Source organism: Acidiphilium sp. C61, assembly GCF_905116885.1.
GTDB lineage: Bacteria > Pseudomonadota > Alphaproteobacteria > Acetobacterales > Acetobacteraceae > Acidiphilium.
Genome location: NZ_CAJHNI010000005.1, coordinates 3,201,990 through 3,217,128 on the forward strand (window position 1 = coordinate 3,201,990; position 15,139 = coordinate 3,217,128).

Annotated in this window: 14 protein-coding genes; 7 read left to right on the forward strand and 7 right to left on the reverse strand. The window is 68.9% G+C overall.

All coding sequences use genetic code 11. The annotated features are described in order from the left end of the window. The first annotated feature begins 55 nt into the window (after positions 1–55). Positions 56–829 (forward strand): ferredoxin--NADP reductase, encoded by a 774-nt coding sequence (locus HUW10_RS17810; protein WP_174504690.1) that lies wholly within the window; start codon positions 56–58, stop codon positions 827–829. A 77-nt stretch (positions 830–906) separates the two neighbouring features. Here the strand turns inward: HUW10_RS17810 and kdsA are convergent, their stop codons facing one another. From kdsA to tpiA, 4 genes are all read right to left on the reverse strand, one after another. Then, positions 907–1,734, reverse strand: coding sequence for a 3-deoxy-8-phosphooctulonate synthase (kdsA, locus tag HUW10_RS17815; RefSeq protein ID WP_174504691.1), 828 nt, complete (start codon positions 1,732–1,734; stop codon positions 907–909). Next, positions 1,731–3,362 carry a CTP synthase gene (locus tag HUW10_RS17820; protein ID WP_174504692.1) on the reverse strand — a complete coding sequence of 544 codons (1,632 nt, stop codon included), beginning with the start codon at positions 3,360–3,362 and terminating at the stop codon, positions 1,731–1,733. The genes kdsA and HUW10_RS17820 overlap by 4 nt, the downstream gene beginning before the upstream one ends. Positions 3,363–3,429: 67 nt before the next feature. Beyond that, positions 3,430–3,879 carry a preprotein translocase subunit SecG gene (gene secG, locus HUW10_RS17825; protein WP_174504693.1) on the reverse strand — a complete coding sequence of 150 codons (450 nt, stop codon included), beginning with the start codon at positions 3,877–3,879 and terminating at the stop codon, positions 3,430–3,432. A gap of 160 nt (positions 3,880–4,039) precedes the next feature. Next, the gene (gene tpiA, locus HUW10_RS17830; RefSeq protein WP_174504694.1) at positions 4,040–4,801 is read right to left on the reverse strand and encodes a triose-phosphate isomerase; all 762 of its coding nucleotides are present in this window, start codon (positions 4,799–4,801) and stop codon (positions 4,040–4,042) included. A 111-nt stretch (positions 4,802–4,912) separates the two neighbouring features. On the opposite strand from tpiA, the gene HUW10_RS17835 reads away from it, so the two are divergent. Genes HUW10_RS17835 through glp form a run of 6 tightly spaced genes read left to right on the forward strand, consistent with a single transcriptional unit; the run spans position 4,913 to position 12,451 of the window. Beyond that, positions 4,913–6,799, forward strand: a complete 1,887-nt coding sequence (locus tag HUW10_RS17835) for a peptidylprolyl isomerase (protein ID WP_174504695.1) — start codon at positions 4,913–4,915, stop codon at positions 6,797–6,799. Positions 6,800–6,809: 10 nt separating this feature from the next. Further along, positions 6,810–8,324 (forward strand): anthranilate synthase component I, encoded by a 1,515-nt coding sequence (gene trpE, locus HUW10_RS17840; RefSeq protein ID WP_174504696.1) that lies wholly within the window; start codon positions 6,810–6,812, stop codon positions 8,322–8,324. After that, a complete protein-coding gene (locus HUW10_RS17845) occupies positions 8,321–9,955 on the forward strand; it encodes a bifunctional anthranilate synthase component II/anthranilate phosphoribosyltransferase (protein WP_174504697.1) in 1,635 nt (544 codons plus the stop codon). Before trpE ends, HUW10_RS17845 begins: the two co-directional genes overlap by 4 nt. 4 nt (positions 9,956–9,959) lie before the next feature. Then, positions 9,960–10,772 carry an indole-3-glycerol phosphate synthase TrpC gene (trpC, locus tag HUW10_RS17850; protein WP_174504698.1) on the forward strand — a complete coding sequence of 271 codons (813 nt, stop codon included), beginning with the start codon at positions 9,960–9,962 and terminating at the stop codon, positions 10,770–10,772. Continuing rightward, a complete protein-coding gene (gene moaC / locus HUW10_RS17855; RefSeq protein WP_174504699.1) occupies positions 10,769–11,242 on the forward strand; it encodes a cyclic pyranopterin monophosphate synthase MoaC in 474 nt (157 codons plus the stop codon). The genes trpC and moaC overlap by 4 nt, the downstream gene beginning before the upstream one ends. 3 nt (positions 11,243–11,245) lie before the next feature. Further along, on the forward strand, positions 11,246–12,451 hold the full coding sequence (gene glp, locus HUW10_RS17860) for a gephyrin-like molybdotransferase Glp (RefSeq protein ID WP_174504700.1): 1,206 nt from the start codon (positions 11,246–11,248) through the stop codon (positions 12,449–12,451). Between the two features lie 262 nt (positions 12,452–12,713). Here glp and HUW10_RS17870 read toward each other — a convergent pair whose 3' ends face one another. The 3 genes from HUW10_RS17870 to HUW10_RS17880 all read right to left on the reverse strand — a co-directional run bounded on the left by HUW10_RS17870 (position 12,714) and on the right by HUW10_RS17880 (position 15,138). Beyond that, complete coding sequence (locus HUW10_RS17870) at positions 12,714–13,121, reverse strand: DUF4149 domain-containing protein (protein WP_236656494.1); 408 nt, start codon at positions 13,119–13,121, stop codon at positions 12,714–12,716. Positions 13,122–13,125: 4 nt separating this feature from the next. Further along, positions 13,126–14,433 (reverse strand): adenosylhomocysteinase, encoded by a 1,308-nt coding sequence (gene ahcY / locus HUW10_RS17875; RefSeq protein WP_174504701.1) that lies wholly within the window; start codon positions 14,431–14,433, stop codon positions 13,126–13,128. A gap of 75 nt (positions 14,434–14,508) precedes the next feature. Then, positions 14,509–15,138, reverse strand: coding sequence for a LysE family translocator (locus HUW10_RS17880; protein ID WP_174504702.1), 630 nt, complete (start codon positions 15,136–15,138; stop codon positions 14,509–14,511). Position 15,139 lies beyond the last annotated feature (1 nt).

Consider the following 15,139-nt stretch of genomic DNA (forward strand, 5'->3'; position numbering starts at 1 on the left):
CGATCATGAACATCCGGTGACGCCGGACGGACGAACGACGGAGTTTTCCCGACAGATGAGCGCCTTCAATACCGAAACCGTCACCCAGGTCCATCACTGGACCGATCGGCTGTTCAGCTTCACCGTGACCCGCGATCCGGCGTTCCGCTTCATCGCCGGGCAATTCACCATGATCGGGCTCGAGGTCGAGGGCAAGAAGCTGCTGCGGGCCTATTCGATGGCCAGCGCAAGCTATGACGATCATCTGGAATTCTTCAGCATCAAGGTGCCGGACGGACCGCTGACCTCGCGGCTGCAGCACGTCAAGCCGGGCGATCCGGTGCTGGTGGGGCGCAAGCCGACCGGCACACTGCTGGCCGACAACATGCACCCCGGCGAGCGTCTCTATCTTCTGGGCACCGGCACCGGGCTCGCGCCGTTCATGAGCATCATCCGCGAGCCGGATATCTACGAGCGGTTCAGCCAGGTGGTGCTGATCCATGGCTGCCGGCACATCAGCGACCTCGCCTATGAGGATTACATCACCAAGACCCTGCCGGCGGACGAGTTCATCGGCCCGCAGGTCTCCAGACAGCTGCTCTATTACCCGACGGTGACGCGCGAGCCGTTCCGGCATAACGGGCGGATCACCCAGATTCTCGAAACCGGCAATTTCGGCCCGGGGATCGACCTTCCGCCGCTCGCGCCCAAGGGCGACCGGGTGATGCTCTGCGGCAGCCCTGTCTTTCTCGACGACATGGTGCAGCTGCTGGAGCGGCGCGGCTTTACCGAGGGCAGTTCGTCCCGCCCCGGCGAATACGTGATCGAGAAGGCGTTCGTCGAGAAATGATGCGGGGACGCTGAGGGCGCCGCCGCGCCGGGAGCGGCGCGGTCCAGACCAGTCCGCCGCGCCGGGAGCGGCGCGGGTCAGGCCGATTTGGCCAGGCGGTCGAACCGGAGCAGGCGGGCGAGCAGGGCGGGCATCTCCGCCAGGGGGATCATGTTCGGCCCGTCGGAGGGCGCACGGTCGGGATCCGGGTGGCATTCGATGAAGACCGCGGCGCAGCCGACCGCAAGGGCGGCGCGGGCGAGGATCGGGGCGAATTCGCGCTGGCCGCCCGACGCGGTGCCCTGGCCGCCCGGTTGCTGGACCGAATGGGTCGCGTCGAATACCACCGGATAGCCGGTCTGCGCCATGATCGGCAAAGCCCGCAGGTCGGAGACCAGGGTGTTGTAGCCAAAGGAGGCGCCGCGCTCGGTGAGCAGGATGCGTTCGTTGCCGGTGCTGGCGATCTTGGCGGCGACGTTGCGCATGTCCCACGGCGCGAGGAACTGGCCCTTCTTGACGTTGATCGCCCGACCGGTATGGCCGGCAGCCAGCAGCAGGTCGGTCTGGCGGCAGAGGAAGGCGGGGATCTGCAGCACGTCCACCGCCTCGGCGGCGGGGGCGCACTGGGCGGCGTCGTGCACGTCGGTCAGCACCGGGATGCCGAATTTCGCCCGGATATCGGCGAGGATCTGCAACCCCTGCGCCATGCCGACGCCGCGCCCGGCGGTGAGCGAGGTGCGGTTGGCCTTGTCGTAGCTCGACTTGAAGATCAGGCCGATGCCAAGCTCGCGCGTCATCGCCGCGAGCGCGCCGGCGACCTCGCCCGCATGCTCGGCGCTCTCGATCTGGCAGGGGCCGGCGATGAGGGTGAAGGGCAGGTCGTTGCCGACGCGCAGATCGCCGATCTCGACCGTCTTCATGATCATACCAGCCTCATCTGCTTGACCGCCGCCTCGATGAAGCCGGCGAAGAGCGGATGCGGGTCGAAGGGTTTCGATTTCAGCTCGGGGTGGTACTGCACGCCGATGAACCAGGGATGGTCGGGGTATTCGACGATTTCCGGCAGCAGCCCGTCCGGCGAGAGGCCGGAGAAGCGCAGGCCGGCGGATTCCAGCCGCTCGCGGTAGTGGATGTTGACCTCGTAGCGATGGCGGTGGCGTTCCTCGATCGTCGCGGCGTCGCCATAGACGGCACGGACGAGGCTGCCCTCCACCAGGGTGGCGGCATAGGCGCCGAGGCGCATGGTGCCGCCGAGATTGCCTTCGGCGGCGCGGCGCTCGATCTCGTTGCCGCGGGCCCATTCGGTGAGCAGGCCGACCACCGGCACCTCGCAGGGGCCGAATTCGGTGGAGGAGGCCTGGGGCAGGCCGGCGAGATTCCGCGCCGCCTCGATCACCGCCATCTGCATGCCGAAGCAGATGCCGAGGAAGGGGACGTTGCGCTCGCGGGCGAAGCGCACCGCCTCGATCTTGCCGCCGGTCCCGCGCTCGCCGAAGCCGCCGGGGACGAGGATGCCGTGCACCCCGTCGAGCCGGGCGACGGCGCCGGGCTGCTCGAAGATTTCGGAATCGACCCAGTCGAGCCGGACCCGCACCCGGTTGGCGATGCCGCCATGGGTCAGCGCTTCGCCGAGCGACTTATAGGAGTCGAGCAGGTTGGTGTATTTGCCGACGACGGCGATGGTGACCTCGCCCTCCGGGTTGTGCACCGTCTCGACGATGTGGCGCCAGCGATCGAGATCGGGCTCGGCATCGTGCGGCAGGCTGAAATGGCGGAGCACCTCGCGGTCGAGCCCGGCCTCGTGATACGAGATCGGCACCTCATAGATCGTGCTCACGTCGAGGGCGGGGACCACCGCCTCGGGGCGGACATTGCAGAACAGTGCGATCTTGCGGCGCTCGCCCTCGGGGATCGGGCGGTCGCAACGGCAGATCAGCATGTGCGGCTGGATGCCGACATTCAGCAATTCCTTGACGGAATGCTGGGTCGGCTTGGTCTTCAGCTCGCCGGCGCTCGGGATGTAGGGCACCAGGGTGAGGTGGACGAACATCGCATCGTGCGAGCCGAGTTCGTTGCCGAGCTGGCGGATGGCTTCGAGGAAGGGCAGGCTCTCGATGTCGCCCACCGTGCCGCCGATCTCGACGAGGACGAAATCGAGCCCGGCGGTGTCGCGCAGGATGGCCTGCTTGATGGCGTCGGTGATGTGCGGGATCACCTGCACGGTGGCGCCGAGATAATCGCCGCGGCGCTCGCGGGCGATGACCTCGGAATAGATGCGGCCGGTCGTCGCGTTGTCCGACTTGGTGGCGTGCACACCGGTGAAGCGCTCGTAATGGCCGAGATCGAGATCGGTCTCGGCGCCGTCGTCGGTAACGAAGACCTCGCCGTGCTGGTACGGGCTCATCGTGCCCGGATCGACGTTGAGATAGGGGTCGAGCTTGCGCAGGCGGACCGAATAGCCGCGGGCCTGAAGCAGCGCGCCGAGGGAGGCGGAGGCGATACCCTTGCCGAGCGAGGAAACCACGCCGCCGGTGATGAAGACATACCGGGTCATGGGCCTTCGCCATAGCAGAGGGCGGCGCGGTGCAAAACCCCGCGCCGGGCAAAAGAGGAGATTCGCATTACTGCTTTGTCGGCGCCGGGGCGCTCGGTGCGGGTTTTGCGGGGGGGGCCGTCTTGGATGGCGCCGCCTGGGATGTCGCCTTCTGGGCAGCAACCGGCGCCGCGGGAGCCGATTCGCCAGGGACCGGCGGCAGCGGGGCGAGCGGCGAGGCGGGGGCGGCGTTTCTTGCCGGGCCTGCCGGCGACGGCGCGTTCAGGATCGCCTCGGCCGAGCCGCCGCCGCTGTGCCGGTAGAGCAGGGCGAGAACCAGCGAGAGCACCATGAACAGCGTCGCCAGCACCGCGGTGACCCGTGTGAGCAGGTTGGCGGTGCCGCGCCCGGTCATGAAGCTGCCCATGCCCTGGCTGGTGCCGAGGCCGAGGCCGCCGCCCTCGCTGCGCTGGATCAGCACGACACCGATCAGGGCAATGGTGATGAACGCCTGGAGGACGAGCAGAACGGTAATCATGGGAGCGTGGCGGCCTTTCGGAGTGACGCGCGGGTTCTAGAGCATCAGCCCGCCGGATGGAACCGCCCGGCGGGGTCTGGACATCCGATTGTCGGGTCGATGCTCTGATGACCAGTCAAGATAGAGCACGACATCCGATCCACCGGGATCGGGACGTGCTCTAGTCCCGCGGGGCGGCGGAGGCAATCGCGAGGAAATCCTCTGCCTTGAGGCTGGCGCCGCCGACCAGGGCGCCGCCGACCTCGGGCAGAGCGAGCAGGGCAGCCGCGTTGGAGGGTTTGACCGAGCCGCCATAGAGGATCGGCATCGTCGCCCCGGCGGCGCCGAGCTGGCGGCGCAGGGCAGCGCGGATCGAGGCGTGCATCGCCGCGACATCCTCATCGGTGGGGGTGCGGCCGGTGCCGATCGCCCAGACCGGTTCATAGGCGATGATCCCGGGGGCGATGACGCCGGGCACGGTCTGGCCCGCCAGCTCCTCCGGCAGACTGCCGGCGAGCTGCGCGCGGACCACGGTTTCGGCCTCGCCGGAATCGCGCTCCGCCTCGGTTTCGCCGACGCAGATGATCGGGATCAGGCCGGCGGCGATCGCGGTGCGCGCCTTTTCACGCACGATGGCCGAGGATTCGGCATGATCGGCGCGGCGTTCGGAATGGCCGAGAATGACATGGGTGGCGCCGAGTTCGGCCAGCAGATCGGCCGACAGATCGCCCGTGTGCGCGCCGGAGCGCTGTACCGCGCAATCCTGCGCGCCGAGGGCGACCGGGGCGCCGGCGAGGGCAGCGCGCAGCGGGGCGATCAGCGGCGCCGGCGGGCAGACCAGCAGCTCCGCACCCGGGGACGTGGCGCGCAGCGTTTCGGCATAGGCGGCGATGCCGGCGAGTGTGCCGTTCATCTTCCAGTTTCCGGCGATCAGCTGGGGCATCCGCGTCTCCCTTTGCAATGGCGCGAAGGAGGTAGACGAGGCGGGGCCGGGTGGCAATCGGGCGCGCCCGTGGTAAGACGCGGCTTTCCCGCTGGATGAGGTTGCTGCCGCATGCTTTCGATGATCCGCCAACTGCTCGACAATTGGATCGTGCGCGCGTTTTTCGTCGTGCTGATCGGCGTGTTCGTGTTCTGGGGCGTCTCCAGCGTGGTGATGGGCATCGGCGCCTCCGACGCGATCGCGACCGTGGGCGGGCAGCCGATCAAGATCGAGGCGGTGAATGCAGACTACCAGCGCACGCTGAACGCCTACGCGACGCGGAACAGCGGCCGCGAACCGAGCAAGGGCGAGCGTCGGCTGTTCGCCGATCAGGCGCTGGGCTCGGCGATCGACCGCGCGGCGATGCAGCTCGAGGCGCGGCGCATGGGGGTGGTGGCACCGCCCTCGGCGATCCGCCAGCAGGTTTTCGCGATCCCGGCCTTTCACGGGCCGGACGGCAAGTTCGACAAGGCGACCTTCAACGCCGTGCTCGCCAATCACAGCCTGACGCCGGCGGCGTTCATGGCCGAGATCGCCAGCGGACTGAAATCGTCGCAGATCATCGATGCGCTGACCGCCGGGGTGAACGCGCCGGCGCCGCTGGTCGACCAGATCTTCGCCTATGCCGCGCAGGAGCGGACGGTGCAGTTCGCGACACTGCCGCTCGCCGACGCCACCCCGCCGCCGGCCCCGGCCGAGACCGTGCTGCGGCGCTATTGGCGGGATCATCCGGAGCGGTTCTCGACGCCGGCCTTGCGCGTGGCCGACGTGGTGGTGCTGTCGCCGGCGCTGATCGCCAGGGGCGAGACGGTGACGCAGGCCGAGATCGCGGCGCAATACCAGCAGGAGAAGGCGAAATTCGCGCAGGCGCCGAAGCGGACCGTCGAGATCGTCACAGCGGAGGACGCGAAGAGCGCGGCCGAGCTGGCGAAGACCTGGAAAAGCGGGGCCGACTGGGCGGCGGTGCAGAAGGCGGCGGCGGCGGCGAGTGCCACCGCTGTCGTCATGACCGACGCGAAACCCTCCGACCTGCCCTCGGCGGCGCTGGCCAAGGCGGTATTCGCGGCGACGCCGGATGAGGTCTCCGCTCCGGTGAAGGGTTCGCTCGGCATCTACGTGTTCAGGGTTACCAAGGCGGTTGCCGGCGGCGACAAGCCGCTCTCCGCGGTGACGGACCAGATCCGCGCCGAGATCCAGCTGCGCAAGGCGCGCAACGTGGTGGACAATACGCTGAGCCACCTGCAGGATGCGCTGGCGGGCAGCACCGCACTCGGCAAGCTGCCGGCGAGCCTGCATCTCGCCCAGGCGCAGGTGAGCGTGGACCGCCAGGGAATGACGGTGGACGGCAAGCCGGCGGGGATTCCCGGGCCAGCGGCGCTGCGGCAGGCGATCGTCAAGGCGATTTTCGACACTGCCCCCGGCAATACCCCGCAGGCGGTGAGCGGGCCGGGCGATAGCTATTATGCCATCGCAGTCCACCGGATCATCAAGCCGGCGCTCAAGCCCTATGACAAGGTGAAGGCCGATGTGCTGGCCGACTGGACCGGCGCGCAGGTGGAGCGGCAGGAAGAGGTCGCGGCGGCGAAGCTGCTGACCGCGGTGAAGGGCGGCAAGAGCCTGGCGGCAGCGGCCTCTGCGGCAGGGCTGACGGTAACGACCGCGGCACCGATGACGCGCGCGAAGCCGGCCAAGGGCGTGCCGCCGCAACTCGCCCAGGTGGCGTTCAGCCTGAAGAAAGGCGAGCCCACCATGGTGCAGACGCAGGCGGGGTTCGTCGTCGGTGTGGTGACCGACATCGCCGAGCCGAAGCCGGGCAGCAACGAGGCGTTCCGCCAGCGCATTTCCGAGTCGCTCGGGCAGTCGATGCAGAACGACGTGCTGCAGACCTATGCCGCGGCGCTGCGCCAGCGCGACCATGTCAAGATCAACACCAAGCTGTTGAACCAGATCAGCAATTGAGGCCAGCGAGATGACATCCGAGACCAACCAGCACGCCCGTTTCCGCGCCGCCTATAATGCCGGGCGGGGCGCGCTGGCCTGGCGCCTGCTCGCCGCCGACCTGATCACGCCGGTCGCCGCCTTCCTCAAGCTCGCGCATGGCACGGCGCATTCCTTCCTGCTCGAAAGCGTCGAGGGTGGGGCAGCGCGCGGGCGCTATTCGGTGATCGGCTTCGCACCGGACCTGATCTGGCGGTGCGACCGCGGCGAGGTCAGCGTGAACTGCGATCCGGCCGCGGATGCTGAAGGCTATGCGGCCGATCCGCGCCCGGCCTTCGAGAGCCTGCGCGACCTGATCGCGGCGACGCGGCTCGACCTGCCGGACCATCTGCCGCCGATGACCGGCGGGCTGGTCGGTTATCTCGGCTATGACATGGTGCGGCTGATGGAGGAGTTGCCGGCGGAAAAGCCGGACGTGCTCGGGATTCCCGATGGCGTGCTGATGCGCCCGGGGGTGTTCGCGATTTTCGATTCGGTGCGCGACGAAATCACGCTGGCCGCCCCGGTCTGGCCGCGCGCGGGGGTTTCGGCGGCGGAGGCGTGGAGCCTCGCGACCGGGCGGATCGAGGCGGCGATGGCGGCCCTCGACCGGCCGACGCCGGCGCTGCCCGGCCATGCCGCGCCGGCCGGGCCGGCGAGTTCGAACATGAGCGAGGACGAGTTCCGCGCGATGGTGCTGCGGGGCAAGGACTACATCGCCGCCGGCGACGTGTTCCAGGTGGTGGCGAGCCAGCGCTTCGAGCAGGAATTCACGCTCCCGCCTTTCGCGCTGTATCGCTCGCTGCGGCGGATCAACCCCGCGCCGTTCCTGTTCTTCCTCGATTTCGGCGCCTACCAGGCGGTCGGTTCCAGCCCTGAGATCCTAGTGCGGCTGCGCGACGGCACGGTGACGATCCGCCCGCTCGCCGGCACCCGCCGGCGCGGGGCGACGCGCGCCGAGGACGAGGCGCTGGAGACCGAGCTGCTGGAAGACCCGAAGGAGCGCGCCGAGCACCTGATGCTGCTCGATCTCGCGCGCAACGATATCGGCCGCGTCGCCGAGATCGGCTCGGTCAACGTGACCGAGAGTTTCGTGATCGAGCGGTTCTCGCACGTGATGCACATCTCCTCGAATGTCGAGGGCCGTATCCGGCCCGAGGCCGACGCGCTGGACGCGCTGATCGCCGGCTTCCCGGCGGGCACGCTCTCGGGCGCGCCGAAGGTGCGGGCGATGGAGATCATCGAGGAGTTCGAGCCCTCGCGGCGCGGGCTCTATGGCGGGTGCATCGGCTATTTCGCCGCCAACGGAACGATGGATACGTGCATCGCGCTGCGCACCGCGCTGATCAAGGACGGGCGGCTCTATGTCCAGGCCGGGGTCGGCATCGTCGCCGATTCGGACCCCGACGCCGAGCTTGCCGAGAGCCACGCCAAGGCGCGCGCGCTGTTCCGCGCCGCCGAGGATGCCGGCCAGTACGTCACCCCCAACGAGGCGCCGGCACGATGATCCTGCTGATCGACAACTACGACAGTTTCACCTTCAACCTCGTCCAGTTCTTCGGCGATCTCGGGGCGGAATGCGCGGTGCATCGCAACGACCGGATCAGCGTGGAGGAGGCGCTGGCGATGCGGCCGGAGGCGATCGTGCTTTCGCCCGGGCCATGCACGCCGAACGAGGCGGGGATCTGCCTCGACCTCATCGCGGCGGCGGCCGGCAAGGTGCCGATTCTCGGCGTCTGCCTCGGGCACCAGGCGATCGGCCAGGCCTTCGGCGGGCGGGTGGTGCGCGCGCCGGTGCCGATGCATGGCAAGATCTCGCCGATCCGGCACCAGGGGTCGGACGTGTTCGAGACGCTGCCCGACCCGTTCGAGGCGACGCGCTATCACTCGCTGATCGTCGAGCGCGAGGGATTGCCGGAGTCGCTGATCCCCACCGCCTTCACCGAGGACGGGCTGATCATGGGGTTGCGGCACCGCGACCTGCCGATCTTCGGCGTGCAGTTCCACCCCGAGAGCATCGCCACCGCGCACGGGCACACGCTGCTGCGCAACTTCCTTGGCATCGCTCGCGGGCGGAACCAGGGGGCGGGCGAGATTCTCGCCGATCTCAAGCCGGTGCTCGACCGGCTGGGGCGGGGCGAGACGATGTCCGAGGAACTGGCCGAGGCGGCGTTCGGCGCGGTGATCGACGGCAAGGCGAATGACGCGCAGATCGCCGGGATGCTGATGGCGATGCGGGTGCGGCGCGAGACGGTGGCGGAGCTGACCGGCGCGGTGCGGGCGATGCGCGCGCGGATGCGGCCGATTGCGGCACCGCCTGGGGCGATCGATGTCTGCGGCACCGGCGGCGATGGCGTGGGCACGCTCAACATCTCGACCGCGGTGACCTTCGTGCTCGCCGGCGCCGGCGTGCCGGTGGCCAAGCACGGCAACCGCGCGCTCTCCTCGCGTGCTGGGGCGGCGGATGTGCTGACCGCGCTCGGCGTGAAGGTGGAGCCGCCCTTCGAGCGGCTGGCGGCGATCCTGCGCGAGGCGGGCTGTGTGTTCCTCTACGCGCCGCGCCACCATGCGGGGCTGCGCCATGCCGCCGCGGCGCGGATCGCGCTCGGCACCCGCACGATCTTCAACCTGCTGGGCCCGCTCGCCAACCCGGCCTCGGTGAAGCGGCAGCTGGTGGGCGTGTTCGACCCCGCCTGGGCGCGACCGATGGCGGAGACGCTGGCCGGGCTCGGCACCGAGCGGGCGATGGTGGTGCATGGCCAGGGGTTGGACGAGCTGACCATTGCCGGGGAGAGCCATGTCGTCTCGCTCGAGGGCGGGCGGATCGTCGAGATGACGGTGACCCCCGAGGATGCCGGGCTTGCCCGCGCGCCGCTGGAGGCGATCATCGGCGGCGATGCCGCGCACAACGCCGCGGCGCTGCGCAACCTGCTCGCCGGCGCGCCCGGCGCGTATCGCGATGCCGTGCTGCTGAACGCGGCGGCGGCGCTGATAGTTGCAGGGCGGGCGGAAACCCTGCGCGAGGGCGCGGCACTCGCGGCCCGCGCGATCGATGACGGTGCCGCCGCGGCGGCGCTGGAGCGGCTGCGCCGCGCCGGCACGGCGGCAGACGCGGCAACAACCCGGGAAATGGCCTGATCCAATGAACGAGACGATCGAACAGGACGTGCTGAAGACGATCTGCGCCGACAAGCTAGCCGAGGTTGAGGCGGCGAAAGCGGAGACCGGGCTTGAGGAGATGCGCGCACGGGCGAAGGATGCGCCGCCGCCGCGCGGCTTCGCCCGGGCACTGATGGATGCTGCGGCCTCCGGGCGGACCGGGTTGATCGCCGAGGTCAAGAAGGCGTCGCCCTCGGCCGGGCTGATCCGCGCTGATTTCGACCCGGCGGCGATTGCCCGCGCCTATCAGGAGGGCGGGGCGGTGTGCCTTTCGGTGCTGACCGACCGGAAATATTTCCAGGGCGAGGTGGCGCATCTGCAGGCGGCGCGCGAGGCGGTGGACCTGCCGGTACTGCGCAAGGATTTCATCCTCGACGAGTGGCAGATCTACGAAAGCCGCGCGATGGGGGCGGACTGCATCCTGCTGATCATGGCGGCGCTGAGCGACGAGCAGGCGCGGGCGTTCGAGGAGCTGGCGAGCGCGCTCGACATGAGCGTGCTGGTGGAAGTGCATGACGAGGCGGAGCTTGATCGCGCGCTTGGGCTGCAGGCCCGGTTGATCGGCATCAACAACCGCAATCTCAAGACGATGCAGACCGATATTGCGGTCTCGGAGCGGCTGGCCGGGCAGATCCCGCCGGAGCGCTTTGTGGTCGCGGAAAGCGGCATCCGCGACTATGCCGACATCACCAGGCTGAAGGCGGTGGGGGTGCAGGGCATCCTGGTCGGCGAGAGCCTGATGCGGCAGGGCGACATCGTCGCCGCGACGCGCCGGCTGCTCGGGCTCGGGGCATGAGCCTCACCCATATCGACGAGCGTGGGGCGGCGCGGATGGTCGATGTCTCGGGCAAGGCCGAGACGGCGCGGGAAGCCAGCGCCGCCTGCCACGTGACGATGCGGGCGGAGACCCTGGCGCTGGTGACCGCGGGCACGGCGAAAAAGGGCGACGTGCTGGCGACGGCGCGGATTGCCGGGATCATGGCGGCGAAGCGGACCTCGGAGCTGATCCCGCTCTGCCATCCGCTGGCGATTGCCGGGGTGATCGTGGAGCTGGAGCCGGATGCGGCGTTGCCGGGCATCCGCATCGCGGCGACGGTGAAGACCACCGGGCCGACCGGGGTGGAGATGGAGGCGCTGACCGCGGCCTCGGTCGCGGCGCTGACGGTATATGACATGCTGAAGGCGGCGGAGCGGGAGATGCGGATCGAGGGGCTGCGGGTGATCCGCAAGTCCGGCGGGAAATCGGGCGATTTCAGACAGGAGTAAGCGATGATCAGCGTCGAGGAGGCACGAGCGCGGATTCTGGCGCTGATGGCGCCGACCGGCGCGGAAATCGTCCCGCTGGCGGCGGCTGCGGGTCGGGTGCTGGCCGAGCCGGTGGTCGCACGGCTGACCCAGCCGCCGCATGACGTTTCGGCGATGGACGGGTTCGCGTTGCGCGCCGCCGATGGCGTGGCGGGGACGCGGCTGCGGGTGATTGGCGCGGCGCCGGCAGGGCACCCGTTCGCGGGGACGGTGGGGCCGGGCGAGGCGGTGCGGCTGTTCACCGGCAGCGTGGTGCCGGCCGGGGCGGACGCTATCATCATTCAGGAAGACACCGAGCATGACGACGCCTCGGTGACGCTGCGCGAGGCGGCGCGGCCGGGGCGGCATATCCGCCGGGCGGGCCAGGATTTCGCTGCCGGCGAGACGCTGCTGGCGCCGGGGCGGGTGCTGGGCGCGCGTGATGTCGGGCTGGCGGCGGCGGCGAACCATCCCTGGCTCGCGGTGCGGCGGCGGCCGGTTGTCGCGGTGCTGGCGACTGGCGACGAGATCGCCATGCCGGGCGAGCCGATTCCGCCGGGCGGCATCGTCAGTTCCAATTCGCACGCGCTGGCGGCCTATATCCGTGCGGTGGGTGGCGAGGCAATGATCCTGCCGGTGGCGCCGGACGATCGCGCCGCGATCGGGGCGGCGGCGGAAGCGGCGGCGCGGGCCGACCTGCTGGTGACGACCGGGGGGGCGAGCGTCGGCGCGCATGACCTGGTGCAGGCGGGGCTGGCCGAGCGGGGGCTCGACGTCGATTTCTGGAAGATCGCGATGCGGCCGGGCAAGCCGCTGATGGCGGGGATGCTGGGCGGCGTGCCGGTGCTGGGGCTGCCGGGGAATCCGGTGTCAGCGCTGGTCTGCGCGGTGCTGTTCCTCGGCCCGGCGATCGCGCGGCTGACCGGGCGGGCGGACGATGCGCCGCCGACCGAAGCCGCGCGCTGCACCGTGGCGCTGGCGGCGAACGATCATCGGGCGGACCATCTGCGGGCGACGCTGGCGCGGGATGCGGCGGGCGACTGGAGCGTGACGCCGTTTCCGGTGCAGGATTCGGCGATGCTGAGCCGGTTGGCGCAGGCCGATGCGCTGCTGCTGCGCGCACCAAATTCGCCGGCCGAGCCGGAAGGCGCGATCGTGCGGGTGATCAGGCTCGACTCATGCGGGATGTGAGCGACCCCTGATCCGGAAGATCAAAAGCCGCTCACAAGCCTTTGCCATTTCAAAAAAATCAGACGGCGAGGCCGGCCAGCAGGACGAAGACGATCACGAACTGGACGGCGTTGACCCAGACCGAAAGCCGGTGGCCGCGCTGGAAATCGACCTGATTGCCAGCGTCGCGCACCGCTGATCAGGCTCGACTCATGCGGGATGTGAGCGACCCCTGATCCGGAAGATCAAAAGCCGCTCACAAGCCTTTGCCATTTCAAAAAAATCAGACGGCGAGGCCGGCCAGCAGGACGAAGACGATCACGAACTGGACGGCGTTGACCCAGACCGAAAGCCGGTGGCCGCGCTGGAAATCGACCTGATTGCCAGCGTCGCGCACCGCATTGAGATGCGGCATCCATTCGAGCCAGAGCCAGAGGGTGACGCCGGTGACGATCACCGCCAGCAGCGCGTACCACGGGTTGCCGCGGATCAGCAGGCCGATGGCGGCAAGCGCCGAGGTGACAATGATGAACAGGTAGTAGCGCGGGAAGGCGGCCCGGATGAACGGGCCGGCCACGTCCGGCGGCAGTTTCGAGAAGACCAGCGGGGTCATCACCCCGCCGAAGAACAGCATGCCGCCGAACAGGGCGGCGAGCGCCATGACTGCGATGAAGCTGCCCATCTCCGTCATCTCCTCAGTAACGGTAGTCGTCGTGCTTGAAGGGGCCGGCGGCCTCGACGCCGATATACTCCGCCTGCGCCCGGCTCAGCTTCGTCAGCTTGGCGCCGACCTTCTCGAGATGCAGGGCCGCGACCTTTTCGTCGAGATGCTTGGGCAGGACGTAGACCTTCCGCTCGTAGCGGCCGGACGGTGCGTTCCACAGCTCGATCTGCGCGAGAACCTGGTTGGTGAAGCTCGCCGACATGACGAAGGAGGGGTGCCCGGTGGCGTTGCCGAGATTGACCAGCCGGCCCTCGGAGAGAACGATCAGGCGCTTGCCGTCGGGGAAGACGACCTCGTCGACCTGCGGCTTCACGTTTTCCCACTTGTAATTGCGCAGGCTCTCGATCTGGATCTCGGAGTCAAAGTGCCCGATATTGCAGACGATGGCGCGGTGCTTCATCGCCCGCATGTGGTCGGCGGTGATGACGTCGATATTGCCGGTGGCGGTGACGAAGATGTCGCCCTTCGGCGCGGCCTCGTCCATCGTGATGACTTCGTAGCCTTCCATTGCCGCCTGGAGGGCGCAGATCGGGTCGATTTCGGTCACCATCACGCGGCAGCCGGCATTGCGCAGGCTGGCGGCCGAGCCCTTGCCGACATCGCCGAAGCCGGCGACGACGGCGATCTTGCCGGCCATCATCACATCGGTGCCGCGGCGGATGCCGTCGACCAGGCTTTCGCGGCAGCCATAGAGATTGTCGAATTTCGACTTGGTGACGCTGTCGTTCACGTTGATGGCGGGGCAGAGCAGCGAGCCGTCGCGCGCCATTTCGCGCAGGCGATGCACGCCGGTCGTGGTTTCCTCGGAAATGCCACGGATGTCGGCCATCATTTCGGGGTATTTGTCGTGCATCAGCTTGGTGAGGTCGCCGCCATCATCGAGGATCATGTTCGGCGTCCAGCCGTCCGGGCCGCGCACCGTCTGTTCGATGCACCACCAGAATTCCTCCTCGTTCATGCCCTTCCAGGCGAAGACCGGCACGCCGGCGGCGGCCACACCGGCGGCGGCGTGGTCCTGGGTCGAGAAGATGTTGCAGGACGACCAGCGGACGGTGGCGCCGAGATCGACCAGGGTTTCGATCAGCACCGCGGTCTGGATCGTCATGTGCAGGCAGCCGGCGATGCGCGCACCCTTGAGCGGCTTTGATGTCCCGAATTCCGCACGCAGGGCCATCAGGCCCGGCATTTCGGTTTCAGCCATCGAGATTTCCTTGCGGCCCCAGTCGGCGAGTGTGATGTCGCGGACCTTGTAATCCGTGGGCTGGTTGGCGTCGGGCATAGGAATGTCTCCGTCTGGATTCTGGGCGGGATATAGGGGGTGGTCGGGTGATTGCAAAACGTTTCGGCGAGCGGATTACACCGCCGCGCCGAGGATGCGTGCGCCGATCGCGATCAGCAGCGTGCCGACGGTGCGCTCGATCCACAGCCCGGCGCGGCGATAGGCGCGCTGGACGCGGGCGCCGGAGAACAGCAGGGTGACCAGGCAATACCAGGCGGCTTCCTGCAAGCCGACGACCGCGATGGCGGCAAAGGTCATCCAGAGCGGGATATGGGCGGGCAACAGGGCAACGAAGATGCTGGTGAAGAAGATCACGATCTTCGGATTGCCGAGATTGAGTGCTGCGCCGGTGGCGACGGCGCGCAGGAAGCCAAAGCTGCCATTGCCGGCGGGGCCGGCAAGGTCGAGCTTCGGCGGCGGGGCGCGCCAGGCGCTGATGCCGATCCAGACCAGATACAGGCCGCCGGCGATCTGGATCGCCTCATAGAGCGTTGCGAAACGGGCCATTACGAGGGACACGCCGAAGCAGGCGGCGGCGGCCCAGGTGGTGGCCGCAATGGCGACACCGAGGCTGAGGCCGAAGCCCGCCGCCCTGCCGCGCCCGGCCGCTGCCCGGCTGACCAGCAGGAAGGCCGGGCCGGGGCTGATGATGCCGATGAAGTTGGCGAGCGCCAGTTCGGCCAGCGGCAGTGCGTAGGGTGACATG